At 59.8% G+C, this 23772-nt stretch carries 24 protein-coding genes and 1 tRNA gene; 15 read left to right on the top strand and 10 right to left on the bottom strand.

Annotated elements, in window-relative coordinates; genetic code table 11:
- Nucleotides 1-236: 236 nt before the first annotated feature.
- The 4 genes from ACK4TM_RS03345 to pdxH all read right to left on the bottom strand — a co-directional run bounded on the left by ACK4TM_RS03345 (nucleotide 237) and on the right by pdxH (nucleotide 2077).
- Nucleotides 237-313, bottom strand: a tRNA-Pro gene (locus tag ACK4TM_RS03345).
- A 44-nt stretch (nucleotides 314-357) separates the two neighbouring features.
- A complete protein-coding gene (locus ACK4TM_RS03340) occupies nucleotides 358-834 on the bottom strand; it encodes a DUF192 domain-containing protein (protein WP_409696702.1) in 477 nt (158 codons plus the stop codon).
- Nucleotides 831-1358 carry a cold-shock protein gene (locus tag ACK4TM_RS03335; protein WP_409696699.1) on the bottom strand — a complete coding sequence of 176 codons (528 nt, stop codon included), beginning with the start codon at nucleotides 1356-1358 and terminating at the stop codon, nucleotides 831-833. Before ACK4TM_RS03335 ends, ACK4TM_RS03340 begins: the two co-directional genes overlap by 4 nt.
- Before the next feature lie 113 nt (nucleotides 1359-1471).
- Nucleotides 1472-2077, bottom strand: a complete 606-nt coding sequence (gene pdxH, locus ACK4TM_RS03330; RefSeq protein WP_409696696.1) for a pyridoxamine 5'-phosphate oxidase — start codon at nucleotides 2075-2077, stop codon at nucleotides 1472-1474.
- A gap of 155 nt (nucleotides 2078-2232) precedes the next feature.
- On the opposite strand from pdxH, the gene fabI reads away from it, so the two are divergent.
- From fabI to ACK4TM_RS03285, 9 genes are all read left to right on the top strand, one after another.
- On the top strand, nucleotides 2233-3039 hold the full coding sequence (fabI, locus tag ACK4TM_RS03325; protein WP_409696693.1) for an enoyl-ACP reductase FabI: 807 nt from the start codon (nucleotides 2233-2235) through the stop codon (nucleotides 3037-3039).
- A 4-nt stretch (nucleotides 3040-3043) separates the two neighbouring features.
- The gene (gene gpt / locus ACK4TM_RS03320; protein ID WP_409696690.1) at nucleotides 3044-3547 is read left to right on the top strand and encodes a xanthine phosphoribosyltransferase; all 504 of its coding nucleotides are present in this window, start codon (nucleotides 3044-3046) and stop codon (nucleotides 3545-3547) included.
- Between the two features lie 45 nt (nucleotides 3548-3592).
- Nucleotides 3593-4768, top strand: a complete 1176-nt coding sequence (locus ACK4TM_RS03315; protein WP_409696687.1) for an aminotransferase — start codon at nucleotides 3593-3595, stop codon at nucleotides 4766-4768.
- Between the two features lie 63 nt (nucleotides 4769-4831).
- On the top strand, nucleotides 4832-6673 hold the full coding sequence (locus ACK4TM_RS03310) for a SurA N-terminal domain-containing protein (RefSeq protein ID WP_409696684.1): 1842 nt from the start codon (nucleotides 4832-4834) through the stop codon (nucleotides 6671-6673).
- 7 nt (nucleotides 6674-6680) lie between these two features.
- The gene (gene trpE, locus ACK4TM_RS03305) at nucleotides 6681-8189 is read left to right on the top strand and encodes an anthranilate synthase component I (RefSeq protein ID WP_409696681.1); all 1509 of its coding nucleotides are present in this window, start codon (nucleotides 6681-6683) and stop codon (nucleotides 8187-8189) included.
- Nucleotides 8190-8440: 251 nt separating this feature from the next.
- The gene (locus tag ACK4TM_RS03300) at nucleotides 8441-8779 is read left to right on the top strand and encodes a P-II family nitrogen regulator (RefSeq protein WP_409696678.1); all 339 of its coding nucleotides are present in this window, start codon (nucleotides 8441-8443) and stop codon (nucleotides 8777-8779) included.
- A gap of 66 nt (nucleotides 8780-8845) precedes the next feature.
- The gene (glnA, locus tag ACK4TM_RS03295) at nucleotides 8846-10252 is read left to right on the top strand and encodes a type I glutamate--ammonia ligase (RefSeq protein WP_409696675.1); all 1407 of its coding nucleotides are present in this window, start codon (nucleotides 8846-8848) and stop codon (nucleotides 10250-10252) included.
- 223 nt (nucleotides 10253-10475) lie between these two features.
- Entirely contained in the window at nucleotides 10476-10655 is a 180-nt protein-coding gene (locus ACK4TM_RS03290) for a hypothetical protein (RefSeq protein WP_409696673.1), read from the top strand.
- A 13-nt stretch (nucleotides 10656-10668) separates the two neighbouring features.
- Nucleotides 10669-11031, top strand: coding sequence for a type II toxin-antitoxin system death-on-curing family toxin (locus tag ACK4TM_RS03285; protein ID WP_409696670.1), 363 nt, complete (start codon nucleotides 10669-10671; stop codon nucleotides 11029-11031).
- 116 nt (nucleotides 11032-11147) lie between these two features.
- Here the strand turns inward: ACK4TM_RS03285 and ACK4TM_RS03280 are convergent, their stop codons facing one another.
- Both ACK4TM_RS03280 and ACK4TM_RS03275 read right to left on the bottom strand, forming a co-directional pair.
- A complete protein-coding gene (locus ACK4TM_RS03280) occupies nucleotides 11148-11753 on the bottom strand; it encodes a biotin transporter BioY (protein WP_409696667.1) in 606 nt (201 codons plus the stop codon).
- A gap of 77 nt (nucleotides 11754-11830) precedes the next feature.
- Nucleotides 11831-12253: a DUF6314 family protein gene (locus ACK4TM_RS03275; RefSeq protein ID WP_409696664.1), complete on the bottom strand. Its 423-nt coding sequence runs from the start codon at nucleotides 12251-12253 to the stop codon at nucleotides 11831-11833.
- A gap of 94 nt (nucleotides 12254-12347) precedes the next feature.
- Here ACK4TM_RS03275 and purB point away from each other — a divergent pair, with 94 nt between their 5' ends.
- Nucleotides 12348-13655, top strand: a complete 1308-nt coding sequence (gene purB, locus ACK4TM_RS03270) for an adenylosuccinate lyase (RefSeq protein WP_409696661.1) — start codon at nucleotides 12348-12350, stop codon at nucleotides 13653-13655.
- Nucleotides 13656-13709: 54 nt separating this feature from the next.
- On the opposite strand, the gene ACK4TM_RS03265 is transcribed toward purB, so the two are convergent.
- A complete protein-coding gene (locus tag ACK4TM_RS03265) occupies nucleotides 13710-14357 on the bottom strand; it encodes an acyl-homoserine-lactone synthase (RefSeq protein WP_409696658.1) in 648 nt (215 codons plus the stop codon).
- 154 nt (nucleotides 14358-14511) lie between these two features.
- Nucleotides 14512-15120, bottom strand: coding sequence for an autoinducer binding domain-containing protein (locus ACK4TM_RS03260; RefSeq protein ID WP_409696655.1), 609 nt, complete (start codon nucleotides 15118-15120; stop codon nucleotides 14512-14514).
- A gap of 127 nt (nucleotides 15121-15247) precedes the next feature.
- On the opposite strand from ACK4TM_RS03260, the gene ACK4TM_RS03255 reads away from it, so the two are divergent.
- From ACK4TM_RS03255 to ACK4TM_RS03245, 3 genes are all read left to right on the top strand, one after another.
- The gene (locus tag ACK4TM_RS03255) at nucleotides 15248-15742 is read left to right on the top strand and encodes an autoinducer binding domain-containing protein (protein WP_409696652.1); all 495 of its coding nucleotides are present in this window, start codon (nucleotides 15248-15250) and stop codon (nucleotides 15740-15742) included.
- Nucleotides 15743-15799: 57 nt separating this feature from the next.
- Nucleotides 15800-16837 (top strand): FliG C-terminal domain-containing protein, encoded by a 1038-nt coding sequence (locus ACK4TM_RS03250; protein WP_409696649.1) that lies wholly within the window; start codon nucleotides 15800-15802, stop codon nucleotides 16835-16837.
- Nucleotides 16838-17373: 536 nt separating this feature from the next.
- Complete coding sequence (locus ACK4TM_RS03245) at nucleotides 17374-18282, top strand: lysophospholipid acyltransferase family protein (protein ID WP_409696646.1); 909 nt, start codon at nucleotides 17374-17376, stop codon at nucleotides 18280-18282.
- Here the strand turns inward: ACK4TM_RS03245 and ACK4TM_RS03240 are convergent.
- Complete coding sequence (locus ACK4TM_RS03240; protein WP_409696644.1) at nucleotides 18279-18971, bottom strand: DUF1223 domain-containing protein; 693 nt, start codon at nucleotides 18969-18971, stop codon at nucleotides 18279-18281. The two genes, ACK4TM_RS03245 and ACK4TM_RS03240, sit on opposite strands and share 4 nt — an antisense overlap.
- Nucleotides 18972-19200: 229 nt before the next feature.
- On the opposite strand from ACK4TM_RS03240, the gene acnA reads away from it, so the two are divergent.
- Nucleotides 19201-21978, top strand: coding sequence for an aconitate hydratase AcnA (gene acnA / locus ACK4TM_RS03235; RefSeq protein ID WP_409696641.1), 2778 nt, complete (start codon nucleotides 19201-19203; stop codon nucleotides 21976-21978).
- Between the two features lie 204 nt (nucleotides 21979-22182).
- The gene (locus tag ACK4TM_RS03230) at nucleotides 22183-22518 is read left to right on the top strand and encodes an NINE protein (RefSeq protein ID WP_409696638.1); all 336 of its coding nucleotides are present in this window, start codon (nucleotides 22183-22185) and stop codon (nucleotides 22516-22518) included.
- 73 nt (nucleotides 22519-22591) lie between these two features.
- Here ACK4TM_RS03230 and ACK4TM_RS03225 read toward each other — a convergent pair whose 3' ends face one another.
- The gene (locus ACK4TM_RS03225) at nucleotides 22592-23749 is read right to left on the bottom strand and encodes an FAD-dependent oxidoreductase (RefSeq protein WP_409696634.1); all 1158 of its coding nucleotides are present in this window, start codon (nucleotides 23747-23749) and stop codon (nucleotides 22592-22594) included.
- Nucleotides 23750-23772 lie beyond the last annotated feature (23 nt).

Raw genomic sequence — 23772 nt, 5'->3', positions numbered from 1 at the left:
CCCAGATGGGCGCGCCACGCGGCGGTGATTCATCCACCGAACTGTCCACAGAACAGGCGCTGGAGGGGTGGCGCAGAAACCCTTTGCACGTGCCGGTTTAGCGGGCCAAATGCGCAGACAACATGAAACTGCCCACAGTGAAGCGCCCGAAAAGCAGGCAGGACAGCGCAGGACAAAAGGGTTGCCCGGACGCAACAAATGCATCGACGGCCCTGTTTCAATCTGAGGAGATTTTATGGTCGGGGCGGAGAGATTCGAACTCCCGACCCTCTGTTCCCAAAACAGATGCGCTACCAGGCTGCGCTACGCCCCGAACCATGGCGTGTCTTTAGCGCTGCTGAAATGATTTGAAAAGCCCTAAAGGGCAGGTTTTTCATCGCAAGGCAAAATTGCATCCGCACCGAAACTGGGGTGCTGCATGACATCGCCCACAGCGATGCCCAGACGGCGCGACAGGCCGCCGTTGATCTCTAACACCATCTGCACGCCGTCGCCGCCGGGGATCGGCGTTAGATCACCGGGGATCGCGTTTTCATGCAGATGAAGAATTTCACCCTCTGGGCTGGCGAATAACATATCCAAGGGAATCAATGTGTTCTTCATCCAGAAGCTGACGGATTGCGGTTCTTCATAGATGAACAACATCCCCGACAGGCGCGGCATGTCTTCCACGAACATCAGGCCCTGGGCGCGGGATGCGGGGGTATCGGCGATGTCGACGGTGAAACCCGCCTGCCCCCAATCACCGACAATCGTGACCCGGTCATCGGCACAGGCCGCCGCCGCTGTCTGCGCGACGAAGGCCAGGCCAAGGCCCAGGATCACCGTTTTCAGTTTACCGCACTTTCCCAACCAACCACCTCTATTGCCATGCGCCCGCGTTCGCCATCGACCAGACGCAGGCCGATCGCCTCGCCCGATTGCAGGTCGGACAGGCCGGACCGGCGCAGGACCTCTATATGAATGAACACGTCATCAGCTTTACCAAAGACATTGGCAAAACCAAAGCCTTTTGCCTTGTCGAACCATTTGACGCGCGCGGGTTCCACCGGGCGGCTGGCAATATCTGCGGCGGTATAATCGGCCATGTCGCGCAGGGGCATCGGCGCGTCATGGCTTGGCGGCGTGATCGAGATGATCTCGACTGCCTGCAATCCGCGCTGGGTATCCTGCACGAGGATATCCATATGCGATCCGTCCACAACGGACCCTTGGCCAAAATTTCGCAACACGTTCGCGTGCAACAAAATATCCGGCCCACCGCGCTCGGCTATCACAAAGCCGAACCCTTTGGTCGGATCAAACCACTTTACTTGTCCTTGCACCCGCCGGCGATCACCGGAGTCTTGCGTTTCCATCTGCTCTTCCTTTTGACGCAACGGGTCGACCCCCTGCGCCTTTTCACATCACGGGGTGAACTGAGGCATGATGGCATAACCAACATGACACAACCCACCACTCTGCCCAACACTCAGGGGTTCAGGCGGGTCACCGTCCACCCTTCATCAACTGTTTCTCGCGTCCAGCGAAACCGGTCGTGCAGGCGAAACGCACCGTCTGACCAGAACTCGATCTCCAGCGGAATAATTCGGTACCCACCCCAGAAACGCGGTCTGGCGGGGTTCGTTCCTTGTTCCACTGTTACTTTTGCCACTTCTGCCATCAAGGCCGCACGCGACGTCAAGGGTTTCGACTGCCGCGACGCCCAGGCACCCAGACGGCTTTTGAGCGAGCGGGACCGGAAATATTCATCCGCCACTGCCCCGTCCTCGCGCTCGACCAGCCCACGGACACGGATTTGCCGCGCGAGCGATTTCCAATGCATGACGAAAGCCGCCTTGCCTGAGGTTTCAATTTCGACAGCCTTCTGGCTTTCGTAATTGGTATAGAAAACAAATGCCTGGGCTTCTATTTCCTTCAAAAGGACCATCCGCACGTTCGGTAGCCCGGTTTCATCCACGCTTGCAAGAGCGATGGCATTGGGGTCTGCAGGTTCTGATTCTCGGGCCGCGTCCAGCCATTGCTGCGCGATTACAAAGGGGTCCTCCCCCGCAAAAATGCCCGTCCGATCAGACATTGCAGTTCCTCAACTACGTCCCCAAATCCAAAGCCTAGGGTTATTCGCGAACAGTATCAACTATTCGTCATGATTGTTCTCAGATTGCTTGTGTCTAGGCAACCCCCCGGCGCCCGTGCTAGTGACCTGTAAAGTAATTACAAAGGTTGCAAAGAATGTCATCACAATTGATGCAGGGCAAGCGCGGGCTGATCATGGGCCTCGCCAATGACAAGTCCATCGCTTGGGGGATCGCCAAGGCTTTGGCCGAAGCTGGTGCAGAACTGGCGTTTTCCTATCAAGGCGAGGCTGTGAAGAAACGTGTCGAGCCGCTCGCACGCTCGGTAGGATCGGATCTGATCCTGCCATGTGACGTCGGGGACGAAGCCTCTATTGATGACCTTTTCGCCACAGTTGCGCAAAAATGGGGCAAACTAGACTTTATTGTTCACGCAATTGGTTTCTCGGACAAGAGCGAGCTGCGCGGACGCTATGTCGATACCAGCCGGTCCAATTTCGCGATGTCGATGGATATTTCGGTCTATTCCTTCACCGCTGTGGTGCAGCGCGCCGAAAAGCTGATGACGGATGGTGGTTCCTGTCTGACGCTGACCTATTACGGTGCCGAAAAGGTCATGCCGCATTACAACGTGATGGGCGTGGCCAAGGCCGCGTTGGAAGCATCGGTGCGTTACATGGCCGAGGATCTGGGCAAGAAGAACATCCGCGTCAACGCGATCAGCGCAGGCACGATCAAGACGCTGGCAGCATCGGGCATCGGGGATTTCCGGCTGATCATGAAATGGAACGAATATAATTCGCCGCTGCGCCGCACTGTCACGCAGGAAGAGGTGGGCAAATCCGCGCTTTACCTGCTGTCGGATCTGTCCAGCGCCGTGACCGGGGAAATCCTGCATGTCGATTCGGGGTATCATGTCGTCGGCATGAAAGCCGTCGACGCCCCCGATATCACCAAGGAATGATGCGATGAATGACCGTTTGCCGCATGAAAAGGGCTTTCACATCTCCTGGGATCAGATCCACCGCGACAGCCGCGCGCTGGCCTGGCGGCTGGACGGGCAAGGCCCCGACGATGGCGGCTGGCGCGCTGTGGTCGCGATCACCCGTGGCGGCATGGCCCCCGCGATGATCGTCGCCCGCGAACTGGATATCCGCACCGTCGATACGATCAGCGTGAAAAGCTATGACCATCAAGATCAGGCAGAGGCGCGCGTGCTCAAGGCCCCCGATGCTGATCTGATGGGCGATGGCACCGGTATCCTGATCGTCGATGATCTGGTGGACAGCGGCAAGACGCTGGAACTGGTGCGCAGCCTGTACCCCAAGGCCCATTTCGCCACCGTCTATGCCAAGCCAAAGGGGCGCCCGCAGGTCCAGACCTTCATCACCGAAGTGTCGCAGGACACGTGGATCTTTTTCCCCTGGGACATGGCGCTGCAATATGTCGAACCTTATCGCGGCAAGGACTGACATAACCGGAAAACTAGTTTTTTGGCTCAATCATTTGGACAGATCATGACAAGGTCCCGCACCGCCGCAACCTTTTCACCCCCGGTGATGGAGGCGCGGCGCTGGCTTGACGGTGTGACCCATCCCGCCGACCGCCCCCTGATCAACGTCAGTCAGGCCGCCCCGGTCGCGCCGCCGCCCCACGCGCTGCGCGCGGCCTTGGCGGATATCGTGATGCAGGACAGCGACGCCCATCTGTACGGTCCGGTGCTGGGCCTGCCCGCCCTGCGCGATGAGATCGCGCAGCAATGGACCCGTGCCTATGGCGGCAGCATCGATCCGGGTCAGGTCGGCATCACCTCGGGCTGCAATCAGGCGTTTGCCGCCGTCATCGCAGCACTCTGTGATCAGGACGACGAGGTGATCCTGCCCGTCCCCTATTATTTCAATCACCGCATGTGGCTGGATATGTCGGGCGTGCGAACCATCCCGCTGACCTGCGGGGCGGATATGGTCCCCGACGCGGCAGCGGCGGCCAGTCTGATCACCGACCGCACCCGCGCTATCGTGCTGGTCAGCCCCAACAACCCCTGCGGTGTGGAATATCCCGCCGCCACGCTGCGCGCCTTTCTGGACCTTGCCCGCGCGCGGGGCATCGCGTTGATCGTCGATGAAACCTATCGCGATTTCGACAGCCGCACCGGCGCGCCGCATGATCTGTTCAGCGATCCGCATTGGGACGATACGCTGATCCAGCTTTATTCCTTTTCCAAGGCGTATCGTCTGACCGGCCACCGTGTCGGCGCGGTGCTGACCAATCCCGGGCTGATGGCCGAGATCGAGAAGTTTCTTGATACTGTGGCGATCTGCCCAAACCAGATCGGGCAGCGCGCGGCGCTTTGGGGGATGCAGAACCTGTCGCAATGGCTGGCGGGGGAACGGGATGAAATCCTCGACCGGCGCGCCGCGATCACGGATCACTTTCCCGCTTTGGCGGCGCAGGGGTGGAAGCTGCTGGGTGTGGGCGCTTACTTCGCCTATCTGGAACATCCTTTCGCGGTCTCATCGCATGATCTGGCGCGCCGGCTGGTGACGGACGCAGGCATTCTGCTGCTGCCCGGCACGATGTTCATGCCCGAAGGTGACACCGCCGGGGAAAGCCAGTTGCGTATCGCCTTTGCCAATATCGACCGTGCCGGGATCGCCACCTTGTTTGACAGGCTGGCAAAGGTCGCCGTCTGACCCTTGCACCCAAGGGCGCAGCCCCCTATTCATGCGCGACCAATCAGGGCGGAGCGGCAGCAGATGGCACAAAAGAAAAAATCCCGTATCGGCGCATGGATCATCGTCGGCGTCGTCCTTGTCGGGCTTGCAGGTTTCGGCACCGGCGGGCTGACCGGGAATATCCGCAACCTTGGCAAGGTCGGCGACAAGGATGTGACCGTCGCATCCTATCAACGTGCGCTGGATGACCAGATCCGCAGCCTTTCCGCGCAATTCGGCACGCAGATTTCGTTTCAGCAGGCGCAGGCCTTTGGCATCGACCGGCAGGCGCTGCAACAGGTGATCCTGACCCGGACGCTGGATAATGAGGCCGCGCGCATGGGCATTTCCGCGGGTGATACCGCCGTTTTCGACCGGATCACGTCGATTTCGGCGTTTCAGGGCGCGGGCGGGTTCAACCGCGACACCTATCGTCTGGTGCTGCAACAATCCGGGCAAAGCGAATCCCAGTTCGAGGCTGAAATTCGCGAAGACCTGGCCCGCACCCTGCTGCAGGCGGCGGTTGTCAGCGGCATCCCCGGTGCCGCAGCCCCCGCCGAAACCCTTGTGCGTTATGCCAGCGAAGCCCGCGACGTGACGCTGGCACGCGTGACCGCCGATCTGCTGACCGCCCCCGTGCCCGGTGCCACGGACGAGGATATCGTCGCCTATTACGAGGCAAATGCCGAAGAATTCACCCTGCCCGAGGCGCGCGACATCACCTATGTCTGGATGACCCCCGCGATGATCGAGGACCAGATGGAGGTGACGGATGCCGCCATCGCCGCGCTTTATGACCAGCGGATCGCCGAATATGTGCAGCCGGAACGCCGCCTTGTCGAACGGCTGATCTTTACCGATCCGGCCAATGCGCAGGCCGCGCTGGACCGGATCGCCGAGGACGAGCTGACATTCGACGCGCTGGTCGAAGAACGCGGTCTGAGCCTTGCCGATGTCGATCTGGGCGATGTGGCGCGAGATGAATTGCCGGCCGGGGCGCAGGACCCCGTTTTTGAAGCCGCCCCCGGCAATGTCGTCGGCCCCTTCCCCGCCGCGACCGGTGTCGCCCTTTACCGCGTCAATGCGGTGCTGAACGCGCAAGAGGTCACGCTGGAAGAAGCCGCCGATGATCTGCGCCCCGAACTGGCCGCAGAGGCCGCGCGCGAAGTGATCAATCAGGATTTCGACCGGATCACCGATCTGCTCGCCGGTGGTGCCGCGTTGGAAGATCTGGCCGCGCAGACCGATCTGACGCTGGGCACGATCAGCTGGACACCCGATATGTCCGAAGGCATCGCTGCTTATGAAACCTTTCGCGATGCCGCTGCCGAAGTGACCGAAGGCGCGTTCCCCCGCTTGCAGGTTCTGTCCGATGGCGGCGTTTTCGCGCTGCGACTGGATGGCGTGACGCCCGCACAGGTGCCGCCGCTGGACAATATCCGCGATCAGGTTGCCGAAGCCTGGCAGGCGCAGGCGCGGCAGGACGCCGTTCTGGCCCGTGCCGAGGAACTGGCCGCCGATCTGACGCCGGACACCGATCTGACGGAACTGGGTCTGGCCCCAAGGGTGGAACCCAACCTGACCCGCCGCAGCTTTGTCGAAAATACGCCCGAAGGGTTCAATGCCATCGTCTTTGACATGGCGCTGGACGAAGCCCGCGTCGTGGACGCCGGTGACAGCGCGCTGATCGTCCGGCTGGAGCGTATCGCCGATGCCGATCCTGCCGCCACCGATCAGGCCGCCCAACGCGAAGCGATCACCGAATCCATCGCCGCAGGCGTCGCGCAGGACCTGTTCGATGCCTATGCGTCGGCGGTGCAGCAGAATACCCGCATCAATATCAATCAGGCGACGGTGGATTCCGTGAACGCCCAGCTTCAATAGGTGCGCTATGGCATTATTGCCAGATTACGACAGTTTCGCCCGCCGCTATGACGCGGGCGAAAACCAGATCGTCTATACCCGCATCGCGGCGGATCTGGATACGCCCGTATCGCTGATGCTGAAACTCACCGAGGCCGGCACCAACGCCTTTATCCTGGAAAGCGTGACGGGTGGCGAAATCCGGGGCCGGTATTCGATGATCGGGATGAACCCCGATCTGATCTGGGACTGTCGCGGCACCACTTCGCGGGTCAACCGGTCTGCCCGGTTCGATGCGGATGCGTTCGAGGAGATGCCCGGCGATCCTTTGGCCGCCCTGCGCGCCATCATCGCCGAATCGCGGATCGATCTGCCTGCGGGCCTGCCCGCCGCTTCGGCGGGGCTGTTCGGTTATCTGGGCTATGACATGATCCGGCTGGTGGAAAATCTGCCCGATGTGAACCCTGATCCTTTGGGTCTGCCCGATGCGGTAATGCTGCGCCCGTCGGTCGTGGCGGTGCTGGACGGGGTCAAGGGCGATGTGATCCTTGTGGCACCTGCCTATGTCCGCAGCGGGCTGTCAGCCAAGGCCGCCTATGCGCAGGCCGCCGAACGGGTGATGGATGCGCAACGCGCGCTGGACCGGTCCCTGCCCCAACACAGCCGCGCGCTGGCCGATCCTGCGGATGTGGCGCCGCCAGTGTCGAACTTTACCCACGCGGGCTATCTGCAGGCGGTGGAAAAGGCCAAGGAATATATCCGCGCTGGCGATATCTTTCAGGTCGTCCCATCACAACGCTGGACGCAGGAATTCCGTGAACCGCCCTTTGCGCTGTACCGGTCCCTGCGCCGGACCAATCCGTCGCCCTTCATGTTCTTTTTCAACTTCGGCGGCTTTCAGGTGATCGGGGCCAGCCCGGAAATCCTTGTCCGTGTTTTTGGCAAAGAGGTCACGATCCGCCCTATCGCAGGCACGCGGCCACGTGGTGCCACGCCCGCACAAGACGACGCGAACGAGGCGGATCTGCTGGCGGATCAAAAGGAACTGGCCGAGCATCTGATGCTGCTGGATCTGGGACGCAATGACACCGGCAAAGTATCCAAGATCGGCACGGTGCGTCCGACCGAACAATTCATCGTCGAACGCTATAGCCATGTGATGCATATCGTGTCCAATGTCGTGGGCGAACTGGCCGACGATCAGGATGCGTTGAGCGCGTTTTTCGCAGGCATGCCCGCAGGCACGGTATCGGGCGCGCCCAAGGTCCGCGCGATGCAGATCATTGACGAGCTGGAACCCGAAAAACGTGGCGTCTATGGCGGCGGCTGCGGGTATTTCAGCGCGAATGGTGACATGGATATGTGCATCGCCCTGCGCACCGCCGTTTTGCAGGATGAAAAGCTGTATATCCAGGCCGGTGGCGGCGTCGTCTATGACAGCGACCCCGAGGCAGAATATCAGGAAACCGTGCATAAATCGAATGCGATCCGCAAGGCAGCGGCGGATGCGCGAATGTTTCAGGGCGGCGGCAATTAAGCAGACCTTTGCCCGAAAGCACACCTTTGCCGACACCGGCCCCGAACGGGGCCGGTGTCTTGCGTTTGGGGGCCCTGCGGGTTGCACGGTGATTGTTCTTTTTGCGCACAATATGACATCTAGTTGCACATCTTTTAGGCAACACCTATGGTTTCATCTGACCAATCCGCCCCGCGACTTTGCCATGAATTGTCCCGGTGCGGCAGAAATGGTCTGACCACGATGAATGCAAATCCGGGAGTCGCAATACCATGAAAAAGATCGAAGCGATCATCAAGCCGTTCAAACTGGACGAGGTGAAAGAGGCTCTTCAGGAAATGGGCGTTCAGGGCCTTTCTGTTGTCGAAGTCAAAGGATTTGGACGCCAAAAGGGCCATACGGAATTGTACCGCGGTGCGGAATATGTCGTCGATTTTCTGCCCAAGGTGAAAGTCGAAGTCGTCCTGCCTGACGATCAGGTGGACGGTGCCATCGAGGCGATCATTGCCGCTGCCAAGACCGACAAGATCGGCGACGGCAAGATCTTTGTTTCGTCCGTCGAACAGGCGATCCGCATCCGCACAGGCGAATCCGGCGACGAAGCCCTTTAACACCCCCTTGCAACTGCCCGGCAGGGATGGTGCAAGGTAACTCAGATACTCACGAAAGGTGCCCTTATGGACAATAAAGCTGTTCTGAAACTGATGAAGGATGAAGAGGTCGATTACGTCGATATCCGCTTCACCGATCCGCGCGGCAAGCTGCAACACGTCACCGTGGTTGCCGATCTTGTCGACGAAGACTTCCTTGAGGAAGGCTTCATGTTCGACGGCTCGTCCATTGCCGGTTGGAAATCCATTGACCAGTCCGACATGAAACTGATGCCCGATGCGGCCAGCGCCTATGTCGATCCGTTCTATGCCGAAAAAACCCTGTGCCTGCATTGCAACGTGGTCGAACCCGACACGATGGAACCCTATGACCGCGACCCACGCGGCACCGCCGTCAAGGCCGAGGAATATCTGAAGTCTTCCGGCATCGGCGACACCGCCTATTTCGGACCAGAGGCTGAATTCTTTGTCTTTGACGATGTGCGTTTCAGCGTCACGATGAACAAAGTGTCCTATCAGGTCGATGCGCTGGACGGCGCATGGAACACCGATACCGAATATGAAATGGGCAATACCGGCCACCGTCCCGGTATCAAGGGCGGCTATTTCCCGGTGAACCCGATCGACGATGCCCAGGAAATGCGGTCTGAAATGCTGTCCACGATGAAGCGGATGGGCATGAAGGTCGACAAGCACCACCACGAGGTCGCGTCCTGCCAGCACGAGTTGGGTTTGATCTTTGGCACGCTGACGCATCAGGCGGACGAGATCCAGAAATACAAATACGTCATCCACAACGTCGCACAGGCCTATGGCAAATCTGCGACCTTCATGCCGAAACCCATCGCGGGCGACAACGGAACCGGCATGCACGTGAACATGTCGATCTGGAAAGACGGCAAGCCCTTGTTCGCAGGCGACAAATATGCCGATCTGTCACAGGAAGCGCTGTATTTCATCGGCGGTATCCTGAAGCACGCCAAGGCGCTGAACGCGATCACCAACCCGACGACCAACAGCTACAAGCGTCTGATCCCCGGATTTGAAGCCCCCGTGCTGCGCGCCTACTCCGCGCGGAACCGGTCCGGTTGCGTCCGCATCCCATGGGCGGAATCCCCCAAGGCAAAACGCGTCGAGGCCCGTTTCCCCGACCCGGCCGCCAACCCATACCTGTGCTTTGCCGCATTGCTGATGGCTGGCCTTGACGGGATCAAGAACAAGATCGATCCGGGCCCGTCTTCTGACAAGGACCTGTACGATCTGCCGCCAGAAGAGCTGGCATCGATCCCCACCGTTTGCGGATCGCTGCGTGAGGCGCTGGAATCGCTGGAAGCCGATCACGAATTCCTGCTGGCCGGTGACGTGTTCACCAAGTCCCAGCTCGAAGGCTATATGGCGCTGAAGTGGGAAGAGGTTTACGCCTACGAGCACACACCGCATCCGATTGAGTACAAGATGTATTACAGCTGCTAAAGGCTGGTTGATTGCAAAGAAGCCCCGTCTGTTTGGTCAGGCGGGGCTTTTTTGTTGGGGTCGGAGTGTGCTTTTTAAGGGGTCCATTTTTACTCAACACCAACAGGCCATAGCTTGCGAATGACTGAAAGATCGTTGAATATAAGAAATGGCGTGCGTATTTACGCTTTAGAAACACATTTTTGCTATGTTCAGACAAATATCTGGCGATAGGAGGCGCACGATGACCAGCAAGAAACTGACCTCTGCGACGGTAAACCGCCACGCGTTAACGGGGAAATTTGTTGTGCGCGAAGACGGTGGCAAGGCAAGCATTCACGAGGTGAAGCCCAACTCGAAGGCTGTCATCAGCAAGAGTGTTTCAAAAAACTGGGACGCTTTGCAGCGGTTGGCAAATCGGTAAACGCCATTACCGCGTGACCTTTGCGGATGCGTTGGAAGCGCATGAAATGTCGCTTGACGCCTTCGGTGGTCTGCGCGGCATCAGCAATATTGACAACATTCTTGGCGCATTGGGTCGTCCCTATCACGGCTATCACCGCATGATCTGGGCCAAGGGTGCCGCCCTTTTGCATGGTGTCGCGTCCAGCCACGGTTTCAACGACGGCAACAAACGAACGTCGTGGCTGCTGGCAGAACTCTTGTTCGAGCGTTGTGGCTATACCTTGGACTTACGTGTGGATGACCGGCTGGACGATGTTGTCGTCGCCGTTGTCGAGGGGACGATGTCGCAGGATGATCTGGAAAGTTGGTTGAAGGAACGCACCGTGCGGGCCTGATCCTGATTTGCGGCAGGCGACGATCAGCGATAGCAAAGCAGTCGCGATAATCACCACCAAACAAAAAAGCGCGGACCTTTCAGCCCGCGCCCCTCAACTCTCAATCTCGCCTGCGCTTATTTGCGCGCGTCGCCGATCAGCTTCCACAGACCCGGCACGATCAACGCAGCCAGCCCCAGTTTCAGCGCATCACCCAGCAGGAACGGTGTCAGGCCCCAGGCAAAGATCGGCTGGTCCCAGCCGTAAAGCACGCCGAGCCAGGCCACGCCGGGCACATAGATCAGCACATTGCCGATCAGCATCGCCAGCGCCATCCAGACCACCGACCGGTCCCAGCCGGCGCGTGCGGCATAACCCAGCGCCAGTGTCGCCAGCACATAGCCGACCAGATAGCCGCCGGTGCTGCCCATCATATAGCTGAGGCCGTAAGCCTCGGCGCTGGAGCTTTGGAAGACGTCGAAGCCGAGCATGCCGATGATCATCCAGCCCAGCATCGTCGCCAGACCCAGACGCGGGCCATAGGCGGCGGCGATGGTCAGGACCGCGAAGGTCCCCATGCTGATCGCGACGGGGCTGCCGGGGACGGGCACTTTGATCTTGGCCATCACGGCCAGAACGATGATCCCCAGCACCACCATCAGCGCCTGTTTCACGCGCAGGGCTGTGCCTTGCGATGGGCCGAAAGCCTCGGTCAGGACTTTGTCATTCAATGCGAGGGCCATGTGCCACTCTCCCCTTTTTGTTACCTTCTGCATTTATTGCTGATGCCGCAGCGCGGCGCAAGCCTGTAGGGCGGGGATCACACCGCCGCCCGTCTGCAATCTGTCACCGATGTATAATCCTTGCGCGGGCCGGTCACGACCCATGTCGCGCGCCAATCGGGCCAGCGGGTGAAATCATAAGTGACCGTGTAATAATCTTCCCCGCAGGGATGGTCGGTGCCTGCCGCCTGCCCCGTCGGCATGAAGCTGTGAAAATCGCGCCCATCGGCAAAACGCACCAGCACAAGGCCGGGCCGAAACTGCCAGTGATAGCGCCGTGTCGCCTGCATTGGCGGGGCATCGCCAAACCGCATCTGGCCTGCTTCGACATAATCCAGCCCGTCCGCGCCGGCCAGTGTCAGCACCGCCGTGCCGGTGAAATCCCCGTGCATCCCGCCATGCCGGTCGACGATCCGCCGTGCCAGCCGCCAATCACCTGCAAAATCATCTCGCCCCAACACTGCGCATTCCTTGTTCTTGGCTTGAGGCTGCGCCCCTTCCCTTTTATGACGCAAAGGCAATCTGCTGCCCAGACCCATCAAAAAGGTGCCTTTCATGATCCCACGTTATTCCCGCCCCGAAATGACCGCCATCTGGGAGCCTGCCACCAAGTTCCGCATCTGGTACGAGATCGAGGCGCATGCCTGTGACGCACAGGCCGCCATCGGCGTGATCCCGGCGGAAAATGCCGCTGCGGTGTGGAATGCCAAAGACGTGGCCTTTGACGTCGCCCGGATTGATGAGATCGAGGCCGTGACCAAACATGACGTCATCGCCTTTCTGACCCATCTGGCGGAAATCATCGGGCAGGATACCGCGCGGTTTGTGCATCAGGGGATGACGTCATCGGATGTGTTGGACACCACGTTCAACGTCCAGCTTGTTCGCGCGAGTGATCTGCTGCTCGCAGGCATGGACCGTGTACTGGCCGCGCTCAAGACCCGCGCGCTGGAACACAAGGATACAGTGCGCATCGGGCGCAGCCATGGCATCCATGCTGAACCCACGACGATGGGTCTGACATTCGCCCGGTTCTATGCCGAAATGGACCGGAACCGCGCCCGCCTGGTCAATGCACGGGCCGAAATCGCGACAGGTGCCATTTCCGGCGCTGTCGGCACGTTTGCCAATATCGACCCGAGCGTGGAAGAGCATGTGTGTGCCCAGCTTGGCCTGACGCCGGAACCGATCAGCACGCAGGTCATCCCGCGCGACCGGCATGCGATGTTCTTTGCCACGCTTGGCGTCATCGCATCCAGCATCGAGAATATCGCCATCGAGATCCGCCATATGCAGCGCACCGAAGTGCTGGAGGCAGAGGAGTTTTTCTCTGCCGGGCAAAAGGGCAGTTCCGCCATGCCGCATAAACGCAACCCGGTGCTGACCGAAAACCTGACCGGGCTGGCGCGGCTGGTGCGGATGTCGGTGGTGCCTGCGATGGAAAACGTGGCCCTGTGGCATGAACGCGATATCAGCCATTCATCGGTCGAACGCGCCATCGGGCCGGATACGACGATCACGCTGGATTTCGCGCTGCATCGTCTGGCGGGGGTCGTGGAAAAACTGGTGATCTATCCCGAAAACATGCTGGCGAATATGAATAAATTCCGTGGGCTGGTGATGTCGCAACGCGTGCTGCTGGCGCTGACGCAGGCCGGGGTGAACCGCGAGGACGCCTATAAGCTGGTCCAGCGCAATGCGATGCGGGTCTGGGAACAGGGGGCGGATTTCAAGACCGAACTGCTCGCCGATGCCGATGTGCTGGCTGCGCTGAGCCCCGCCGAGATCGAAGAGAAATTCGACCTCGGCTATCATGTGAAACATGTGGATACGATCTTTGCGCGGGTCTTTGGCGCGACGTGACGAATTGGGTGAATCCGGGCGGGACCACGCCCGGATACTCAGCCTGCCAGCAGATTAGTGCCGCGAAGCAATCTGCGATTGCTGCGTCTGAGCCGGCGCCCTGTTTGCGCCTGAGGACAGTCTGGACTTCGGCGACGCCTGCGTTTGCTGGCCACCGACAGGCATGCTGAGCACCACATAGCGGCGGCCATCCTCGGCGTTGACGTAGGGCTCACCAATCATGCTGGGACTGTAACCGAATTTCCGCAGCGTACGAATCAGCGACGGTGGGCTAAGCGACATCAGGTCGGTTGCCTTCTGTGCCACGGCCTGTTCCACGAGTCCCTCGACGATCAGTTCCAGACACCGTGCACTGGTAGCAAGGTCCTTGATCTCGGGTGACACCACAAGGCGGGTGCATTCCCAGATATTTGCGGTCACAAAAGCCTCTGGCACGACCGAGGCAGGGATGCCGATGATCTTGCCTTCGATCGCGTCGCGCAGCATGTAGGTATGCGATCCCCAGCGCGCCGTCGTTGCCATTGCACGACCGCCACCGACGACCTTGCCGTCCTGCAAGACCAGCGAATAATAGGCCTGGGGATTGTCATATTGATCCATCTCCACATCGTCGTCATGCGGGATGTCCCAGCCAAGCTGGTCGACAAAAACTTTCTTGCGCAGTGCGAGAAATTCAAAAAATGCCGTGCCGTGTTTGTGCAATTGCGTCAGGTTAAATGTAATCTTTTCCATAGGTCCCTCATGTTAATGCGCGAGTCGTCGTCGGGCCTCATAACCCGTGATTGTGACATGCCACATTCATCGGTCAAATTGATCGCTAATTGTATACAAAAGTGAGCCGAAAGTCACAAAAGCGTCAGATCAGGCCATATTGGTTTGCCAGAGCAGCCGCTTGGGTGCCCGTTTTTGCACCAAGTTTCAGCTTTGCGTTCTTCAGCCGCTGTTTGACCGCGCCTTCGCTGACATGCAATTCATGGGCGATCTGCTTGAGTCGCTTGCCGTCCTTGACCATCCCGAGCGCTTCGAGTTCTGCGCGGGTCAGATTCGTCGGCGGCGCCGTTTCATTGTGCCGCCGCGCGATGTAGGCCTGCAGCAGCTTGACCTCGAGGTCGGTATATTCGCGGTCGCCGCGGGTGAAGGAAGCGAAGGACCGCTGCGCATTGCTGCTGCTGTCCATCACCGCAACTGTGACACCATAGCGCAGGCCAAAACTACGCGCCTGCAGGATCACGCGCTTGGGGTCTTCTTGGTCAAGATCGCTCCAGCGACGGAAGCCGACATTGCCATAGGCCCAGCGAACCGCCGGGTCAAACAACATAAACCGTTGTTTTGTATAATGTTCTACCCATGCTGCGGGCAGTTCATTCACCTCTTCCATGGGAAAGGCAAAGCCGATCCGCAAGGCGATATAATATCCGGATGGTGCCAGTTGCACCATGTCGTCCGGACCTAAAAGTGCAGACATTCAGTTTCCCCGGGCCAGTCAGAAAACAAAGCCCTTGTTGCTATGCCACAGATACCATTACACTGAAAAAAACACTGGTTCATCGCACTATCCGCTAATTTGACGGGTTGGCAACCAGAAAGCGAGTATGAAGATGCCGACGTCCGACCTTGACCTGAGCGCTATCCTTGGCGAATTTAAGGATCGGGCGCAATCGGGCTATGCACTGGGGCTGCACATCAACTTTACCACCCCAGCGTATTTTTTCCAAAGCTATCCGCGCCCATGGCTGGAACATTACTCGAAATCCGGGCTTTTGATGAATGATCCCACGGTTTCGTGGTGCTTTGAGAACACCGGCGTGTGCCGTTGGTCAGAAATGGATGACCCGGCGAACGTCTTGGTGCAGGCTGCAGACTTTGGAATGAAATACGGTATCTCCTGCTCCACTGACTCCAATGGCAGCCAGAGCATGGCGGGCTTTGCCCGCGCGGATCGTGAATACAGCGATGAAGAAATCACCGAACTGGTGGCACTTTTCGAGCGGCTGCATGATCTGACCGGCGATCAGGCGTCTTTGCCGCCCGAAACCGTCGAGCAGCTGAAAAAAATGTCGATCATGGTGACGCATCCGGGGTCATAAGCTCGGCCGCTAAGCCTTTGTTCATGCATCATGTGCCAGAATGGCCGCATGAACATGATGTCCCAAAGACCTGATTCCCCTGCCCTGTCGCGCCGACGCAAGGCCGCGATTGTCGTGCAGATGATGATCGCCGATGGCGGCAGCCTTCCGCTGGCATCCTTGCCCGAATTCTTGCAGGAAGCATTGACCAGTGAGCTGGCCGGTCTGCGGCTGCTTGATCGGTCCACCATGGCGGCTGTGGCCGAGGAATTCGCTGCCGAACTTGATGCTGTCGGCATGTCCGCACCGGGCAGTCGCGATGACGCGATCACCGCCCTGGCGGGACATCTCAGCCCCGCCCTTGCCGCACGGCTGAAGGCGCAGATGACCAGCGTGCGCAACGGCGACCACTGGCCCGTCGTGGCGGAACTGCCCACCGCGCGACTGGCGCGGATCATGCAATCGGAAAGCATCGAAATCGGTGCCGTCGCCTTGGCCAAACTGCCCGTCGCCAAGGCGGCAGAGGTGCTGGCGCAAACCCCCGGCGACCGCGCACGCCGGATCACCTATGCGATGTCGCAGACCGCAGATGTCGCACCCGATGTGGTGCGCCGGATCGGCCGTGCGCTGGCGCAGGATTATGGCCGCAGCGCGCCTGTCGCATTCGAAAAGGCACCGGTGCAACGGCTGGGCGCGATCCTCAATTCCGCGACGACCGACACGCGTGAAGACATGCTGGCAGGGCTGGGCGACAAGGATCCGGTCTTTGCCAGCAATGTGCGCAAGGCGATTTTCACCTTCAAGGATATCGCGACAAGGGTGAAGCCCGCGGATATCGCCAATTGCATCCGCGCCGTCGAAGCGCCGGTGCTGAGCACGGCAATCGCCGCGGCCTTGGCCGGGGATGCTGCCCTTGTCGCGGCGGCGGAACATATTCTGGATAACCTGTCGCAGCGCATGGCCACGCAATTGCGCGAAGAGGCGGGTGAACGCGGCGCGGTGAAAAGGCCCGAGGCCGAGGCGGCAATGGCGGCGGTCACGACAGCGGTGCGGGATATGGTCGATGCGGGTGTCATCACCCTGCGCGACCCGGATGCAGAAGAGCAAGAAGGGTGATCCGCGATGAATCGACGGCTTGTTGCCCATGCAGGGGGGGGTCGCGACCTATGTTGCCCGGCTCGCGCGATTTCCCAGACCGCGACGCGCAACGAGTTGCATGTCGGGTGCGTCAAGACGCATCTCGCGCGATTTCCCAGACCGCGACCGGCGTCAGTAGCATGTAGGGTGCGTCAAGACGCACCCGACCCCGCCCGCCTCCCACACCAGTCGAGACAAGAGCGACGACGCCGGACATGCAGTTGGGTCCGACCCATGTTGCCCACGCTCTTCCTGCTTCTCAGACGGGGAGCGGCAACAGGTTGCAGGTAGGGTGCGTCTTGACGCACCCTACGTTCATCGCGCACCAGTGCGACACCGCCCGGCTTATCCGCCCTTCCGATGGGCGCGGTCGCCAGCTTTGCCATCCATATCACCGGTAAGCTGCGTCAAGACGCACCCCATCCCGGCGTTATCGCATGGACAGCCGCGGCTCTTGCCACTAATTCTCGCGCCATGAGCGAGGATCACCAGAACCACAGGCACGCGATGGTGCCATGGCACGCACTGGCACAGCCGTGACTGACGACGCGCCCATCACCGGCAGCCTTGCCGACCGTGTCGCCGACATCGCCCTGCGCGGCCTGATCGGGAGCGTCAAGCGCCTGCCCTACCCGATACGGGTCAGGTTCATGGGCAAGGCTCTCGCGCGCGGCATCGCCCCACTCGCCGGTTATCTGCGCCGGGCGGACACGCATCTGGCGATGATCTATCCCGATATGCCCGCCATTGCGCGTCGACAGATGGCCCGGGCCTGCTGCGATAATTTCGGGCGCACGCTGATCGAAAATTATTCCTGGGCGGAATTCGGGGCGCATCTGGCAGACACACAGCCCACGGGGCCGGGGCTGGCCGCGCTGGAACAGGCGGCGCGCGACAAACGTCCCGTCCTTTTTGCCACGGGTCATTACGGCAATCACGAAGCGCCGCGCCAGGTGCTGACCCGCATGGGCTATGTGATCGGCGGGCTATACCGCCCGATGCAGAATGCGTTCTTCAACGCCCATTACGCGCGCACGATGACATCCTGGGGTGGGCCGGTGTTTGAACAGGGACGTCAGGGCACGATGGGTCTGGTGCGTCACCTGCGCGGCGGCGGCATGGGCACGCTGCTGTTTGATGTCGCGGCCAAGGGCCCGGCGATCCCGTTTCTGGGCAAACCCGCCCATACCGCGACATCCATCGCCGAGATTGCCCTGCGCAGCGATGCGCTGGTCATCCCCTATTACGGTGTCAGGCAGGCAGACGGGCTATCGTTCGAAATCATGCTTGATACGCCGGTCGCCCCCGATACGCCCGAGGCGATGATGCTGTCGCTCACCAGATCGCTGGAAGCCCAGATCGCGCGCCAACCTGCGCAATGGTTCTGGGTACATCGCCGCTGGAAACCGCGCAAAGGCAGTTAGCGCAGCCGCGCCGCCCCGACGATCGGGCCGTTGCCGCTGCGTTGCAGGATGACGACGACAGGCTCTGGTCCTGCGGCCTGCGCGTGCAGGTCCAGCGGCGTGGTGCCGTTCCACTGGTCCAGCACATCCCACGACGTGACGACATTGGCATAGTCCAGCTTCTGGCCCGCGTTTTCGCCCCGCCGGATATCGACACTTTGCAACGGCAGGTAACGCACGAGTTGCACATCATATTCGCCGGGAAGGCCGGGACTGGCCGCGATGATCACCATATCGCCCGTCCGCGTCAGCCGCAGGTCGAACGGGTTGTCGCGCCTTGCATGGGACTGGATCGCATCCATCACCTGCATGGGCCGCGATCCGATCATAAGATCGATGCCGCCCACTACCATCTGGGGGGTATAGACCATGGTCGCCTTGGCCGCGCGGGCATAGGCCTGCTGGCGCTCGCTATGTTCAGGCCGGCCAAAAACATCGACCCAGCCGATGTAATCCCAGTAATCCACATGCAGCGCCAAGGCGATCACATCGTCGCGCTGCGCCAGTTCGCGCAGGATTTCATCCGCCGGCGGACAGGCCGAACAGCCTTGCGATGTAAAAAGCTCCACCACGACAGCGTTGTTCTGGGCCGCAACCTGCGCGCTTTGCAGGAAACTGAAAAATGTGATCGCTACGAAGAAAAGGCGCATGTGTCATCCTGATGGCGGCTGCCCGCATGGTCTAGGCGGTTATAGCCGGAAATGCCAATCAACCAATTGCGACTGTGCTGCATGGAATGTTTCACCGAAATCCGGCAAAAATCTGGCGATTGTGTGCAATGGTATACAATTTTTTCCACCACCCCCTTGATCGGTGGCCGCGCATGGGGCAAAAGCGGCGCAATAGCCTTGCTTTGCATAAGCCATGAAAGGGATAGCCATGACCGTTACCGTCGGCAAAGATACAGCCAAGACCCGTAAGACCCTGACAGTAGGGGACCAGTCGGTCGCCTACTATTCCATCGCCGCTGCCGAAGCGGCGGGTCTGGGCGATTTTTCAAAATTGCCCGCCGCGCTGAAAGTGGTGCTGGAAAACCTGCTTCGCTTTGAAGACGGCGGTTTTTCCGTCTCCGTCGATGATATCAAGGCGTTTTCGGAATGGGCCGACAAGGGCGGCAAGAACCCCCGCGAAATCGCCTATCGCCCGGCCCGCGTGCTGATGCAGGATTTCACCGGCGTCCCCGCTGTTGTCGACCTTGCCGCGATGCGCGACGGAATCAAGGCATTGGGTGGCGACGCCCAGCAGATCAACCCGCTGAGCCCTGTTGATCTGGTCATCGACCATTCGGTCATGATTGACGAATTCGGCAATCCGCGCGCGTTCCAGATGAACGTGGACCGCGAATATGAGCGGAACATGGAACGTTACCAGTTCCTGAAATGGGGCCAGAAAGCGTTTCAGAACTTCCGCGTTGTCCCACCGGGCACCGGCATCTGCCATCAGGTGAATCTGGAATATCTGTCCCAGACCGTCTGGACCGATACGGACCAGAACGGCGAATTGGTCGCCTATCCTGACACATTGGTCGGCACTGACAGCCACACCACCATGGTCAATGGTCTGGCCGTTCTCGGCTGGGGCGTCGGCGGGATCGAGGCGGAGGCCGCGATGCTGGGCCAGCCCGTGTCGATGCTGATCCCCGAAGTTGTCGGGTTCGAACTGACAGGTGAAATGACCGAAGGCACCACAGGCACCGACCTTGTGCTGAAAGTCGTGGAAATGCTGCGCGCCCTTGGTGTCGTTGGCAAGTTCGTGGAATTCTACGGCGCGGGCCTTGATAACCTGCCGCTGGCCGACCGGGCGACGATCGCGAATATGGCGCCTGAATATGGCGCGACCTGCGGTTTCTTCCCGATCGACAATGAAACCCTGCGTTACCTGCGCAACACCGGCCGGGACGAAGACCGCATCGCGTTGGTCGAAGCCTATGCCAAGGAAAACGGGTTCTGGCGTGGTGCGGATTACGCACCGGTCTATACCGCGACCCTGTCGCTGGACATGAGCACCGTGGTGCCTGCGATTTCCGGCCCGAAACGGCCGCAGGATCACATCAATCTGGATGTGGCTGGCAAAGCCTTTGGCGATTACGTCAAGGGCGTGCGCGGGGGCATCGATGCCACCGTCAAGGAAGAAGCCCGCTGGGAAGGTGAAGGCGGCCAGCCCGAACCACAGACCATCCCCGGCGACGAAGGCCATCACAGCCGCGGCTATGTGAAAACCGACGAAGGCAGCTATCAGTTGCATGACGGGTCCATCGTCATCGCGTCAATCACATCCTGCACCAACACATCGAACCCTTATGTGATGATCGGGGCCGGTCTGGTGGCGCGCAAAGCCCGTGCGCTGGGTCTGAACCGCAAGCCTTGGGTGAAAACCTCGCTCGCCCCCGGATCACAGGTCGTGTCCGAATATCTGGAGGCGGCAGGCCTGCAAGAGGACCTCGATTCCATCGGGTTCAACCTTGTCGGCTATGGCTGCACCACCTGTATCGGTAATTCCGGCCCGCTGGACGCACCGATCAGCAAGGCAATCAGTGATTACGATCTGATCGCAACTTCGGTCCTGTCCGGGAACCGCAACTTTGAAGGGCGCATTTCGCCTGACGTGCGTGCGAACTATCTGGCCTCGCCACCTCTGGTCGTGGCCTATGCCCTGGTCGGCGACATGAACGTCAATATCGCGACGGATGTGATCGGGCAGGATAAAGACGGCAATGACGTCTATCTGCGCGATATCTGGCCCACCTCAGCCGAGATCAATGAACTGGTCGAACGCACAGTGACGCGTGAAGCCTTTATCAAGAAATACGCTGATGTGTTCAAAGGCGATGAAAAGTGGCAGGCGGTCGAAACCCCCGACAGCGAGACCTATGACTGGCCTGCGACATCGACCTATGTCCAGAACCCGCCGTATTTCAAAGGCATGTCCAAGGATGCCGGCACGATCCAGAACGTGAAAGACGCCAAGGTGCTGGCGATCCTGGCCGATATGGTCACGACCGACCACATTTCGCCTGCCGGGTCGTTCAAGGACACGACACCCGCCGGGCAATATCTGCTCGAACGGCAGGTGCCGGTGCGCGAGTTCAATTCTTACGGGTCGCGTCGTGGCAACCACGAGGTGATGATGCGGGGTACTTTCGCCAACATCCGCATCAGGAATGAAATGCTGGACGGTGTCGAAGGTGGCTACACCAAAGGACCGGATGGCGCGCAGACCTCGATCTTCGATGCTGCCATGGCGCATCAGGAGAATGGCACGCCGCTGATCATCTTTGCGGGTGAGCAATATGGGGCCGGGTCATCGCGCGACTGGGCGGCCAAAGGTACGGCGCTGCTGGGCGTCAAAGCCGTCATCGCGGAAAGCTTTGAGCGCATCCACCGGTCCAACCTTGTTGGCATGGGTGTGGTCCCATTCGAATTCACGGGCGGCGATACCCGCAAAACCCTGGGGCTGACGGGTGAGGAAACCGTCACCATCGAAGGGCTGGATGCGGTCAAGCCGTTGCAGGACATGACGGCAAAGATCACGATGGCTGATGGATCGGTGAAAGAGATCACCGTGAAATGCCGGATCGATACCGCGGTCGAGATCGAATATATCGAAAACGGCGGCGTGCTGCATTACGTGCTGCGCAACCTTGCCAAAGCGGCGTAAACCAACTGCGATCTAGAAAACAAAGGGGTCCGGCGCATTGTCGGGCCCCTTTTGCGTTTCATGTGTTATTTTGTGTTTCGAAAGTCACTCCATCCTAAAATATACATGCTGGAAGCGGATAAACCTGCCATCGCACGCCAGACGTGTATGACGGCGTATGCCTGAGAGGCAATTTAATAAGTTTATGTAAAGAAAGGTTGTCCATTGGATACGCAACAACAGATTTTACTCGAACAACGCGTCGCAAACGGTAAAAAGTCGCTTGGCGTCGCTTATCTGCTTTTGTTCTTCCTCGGTGGTTTTGGCGCGCACCGGTTCTATCTTGGGCGTATGGGAACGGGTTTTGCGATCTTGTTTCTGGTCTGGGGGGGTGTCCTGCTCAGCGCAATCCTGATTGGTATCCCGATGCTGATCATCGGCGGTATCTGGGTTTTGGTGGATATTTTTCTTTTGCCCAGCATGGTGGAGCTGGATACCCAGCGCTTGCGTGCCACAGCAGCGCAAGAGATCAATGCAATGGCGCTGACCCAAAGAAGTTAAACTTGGGTTGATAAGATTGGCAAAGCCCCGGTGGAAACATCGGGGCTTTGCGTAAGACGGGCTGCAAGTCTACCTATCGACGATCCAGCGAGGCCAATGGCGGTACCAGATCGCCGCGCACCAACCGGGTCAGTATCCGCGTCACAGGCCAGATCTGCGACATTGGTGCAAGCATCAGATCGCGCAGCAAGGGCAAACTGCGGCTATCGGATTGGTATTGCGGGGTAAAGGCTGCTGATAGCGCCTGATAAGTACGTACATGCCAACGCCGCGCCGCCGCATACAGCGCGCCAGGGTCCTGGCCATCGGCGTATTGCAAGGCACGCGACAGAGCCAGCGCATCAAGCAAAGCCATATTCGCCCCCTGCCCCAATTGTGGCGAGGCACGATGCGCAGCATCCCCAAGATGCACAATCCCGTCCCCCGCAGGCCTGCCCAAAGTGCCATGAGAATAGCGCGCCATGGTCATCTGATCGGCCTGCCTGATCTGGGCAACAAAAGGTGCGGCCGCTGGCCAAAGGTCAATAGCCTCTTCCCGCCAGCTTTTCAGCCCCTGATCAAGCCATTGCCCATATGCATCACGCGGCAGGGACCAGAACAGCGCCGCTTTGTCACGCGCGCCACCCGGCATCCGCCCCAAGGGCAGAACACCCACCATACGGTCAGCGCGTCGATAACGCTGGCGCAGCTGATCGCGCGGCAGGGCGGTGTCCGCTGGCCAATCCACCGTCGCCCAGATCGCACCATAGGGCAAAGTCCGCTGCCGCATTGGCGACAGCGGCGACCCCGCGCCAAGCGCGTCAACGATCAGATCAAACGGCCCGATCTGACCGGCGCTGGACTGGATGCTTTGCCCGCTGCGCCCGGTAATCCGCGCGGCGGGGATCATCTGCGGCTGCCATGCCATGGCGGCCTGCCACAGCACGTGGAACAGGCTCGCACGGTGAATCGCAAGCCCCGGTGTCATGCCATAGCTGACATCCAGAACCTTGCGCCCCGACAGGTTGTGCCCGACCATACGTGTGAGCGGCGCACCAAGCCCCAGCGCGGGCGACGGGCCTGCCGCGATCAGATCCAACACCGCCAGGCCGACCGGCTGGATCACAAGCCCCGAACCGACAGCGCGCGGCGCGCCAAACTGGTCAATCAGCGTGATATCATGGCCCTCGCGCCCCAAAAGCGCTGCCGCCGCCAGCCCCGCGACACCAGCGCCAGCGATCCCGATCCTCATCTGCTGTCCTTTTTCGGCCAACG

It is taken from the genome of Yoonia sp. (assembly GCF_046292185.1).
Lineage (GTDB): Bacteria > Pseudomonadota > Alphaproteobacteria > Rhodobacterales > Rhodobacteraceae > Yoonia.
This window is presented reverse-complemented; position numbering and strand designations above follow the sequence as displayed.

Bases quoted from the DNA above. Each gene is read 5' to 3' on its own strand.
- ACK4TM_RS03335 (WP_409696699.1), bottom strand. From the start codon at position 1,358: ATGGAAACGCAAGACTCCGGTGATCGCCGGCGGGTGCAAGGACAAGTA.
- pdxH (WP_409696696.1), bottom strand. From the start codon at position 2,077: ATGTCTGATCGGACGGGCATTTTTGCGGGGGAGGACCCCTTTGTAATC.
- fabI (WP_409696693.1), top strand. From the start codon at position 2,233: ATGTCATCACAATTGATGCAGGGCAAGCGCGGGCTGATCATGGGCCTC.
- gpt (WP_409696690.1), top strand. From the start codon at position 3,044: ATGAATGACCGTTTGCCGCATGAAAAGGGCTTTCACATCTCCTGGGAT.
- ACK4TM_RS03315 (WP_409696687.1), top strand. From the start codon at position 3,593: ATGACAAGGTCCCGCACCGCCGCAACCTTTTCACCCCCGGTGATGGAG.
- ACK4TM_RS03310 (WP_409696684.1), top strand. From the start codon at position 4,832: ATGGCACAAAAGAAAAAATCCCGTATCGGCGCATGGATCATCGTCGGC.
- trpE (WP_409696681.1), top strand. From the start codon at position 6,681: ATGGCATTATTGCCAGATTACGACAGTTTCGCCCGCCGCTATGACGCG.
- ACK4TM_RS03300 (WP_409696678.1), top strand. From the start codon at position 8,441: ATGAAAAAGATCGAAGCGATCATCAAGCCGTTCAAACTGGACGAGGTG.
- glnA (WP_409696675.1), top strand. From the start codon at position 8,846: ATGGACAATAAAGCTGTTCTGAAACTGATGAAGGATGAAGAGGTCGAT.
- ACK4TM_RS03290 (WP_409696673.1), top strand. From the start codon at position 10,476: ATGACCAGCAAGAAACTGACCTCTGCGACGGTAAACCGCCACGCGTTA.
- ACK4TM_RS03280 (WP_409696667.1), bottom strand. From the start codon at position 11,753: ATGGCCCTCGCATTGAATGACAAAGTCCTGACCGAGGCTTTCGGCCCA.
- purB (WP_409696661.1), top strand. From the start codon at position 12,348: ATGATCCCACGTTATTCCCGCCCCGAAATGACCGCCATCTGGGAGCCT.
- ACK4TM_RS03260 (WP_409696655.1), bottom strand. From the start codon at position 15,120: ATGTCTGCACTTTTAGGTCCGGACGACATGGTGCAACTGGCACCATCC.
- ACK4TM_RS03255 (WP_409696652.1), top strand. From the start codon at position 15,248: ATGAAGATGCCGACGTCCGACCTTGACCTGAGCGCTATCCTTGGCGAA.
- ACK4TM_RS03250 (WP_409696649.1), top strand. From the start codon at position 15,800: ATGTCCCAAAGACCTGATTCCCCTGCCCTGTCGCGCCGACGCAAGGCC.
- ACK4TM_RS03245 (WP_409696646.1), top strand. From the start codon at position 17,374: ATGGCACGCACTGGCACAGCCGTGACTGACGACGCGCCCATCACCGGC.
- ACK4TM_RS03240 (WP_409696644.1), bottom strand. From the start codon at position 18,971: ATGCGCCTTTTCTTCGTAGCGATCACATTTTTCAGTTTCCTGCAAAGC.
- acnA (WP_409696641.1), top strand. From the start codon at position 19,201: ATGACCGTTACCGTCGGCAAAGATACAGCCAAGACCCGTAAGACCCTG.
- ACK4TM_RS03225 (WP_409696634.1), bottom strand. From the start codon at position 23,749: ATGAGGATCGGGATCGCTGGCGCTGGTGTCGCGGGGCTGGCGGCGGCA.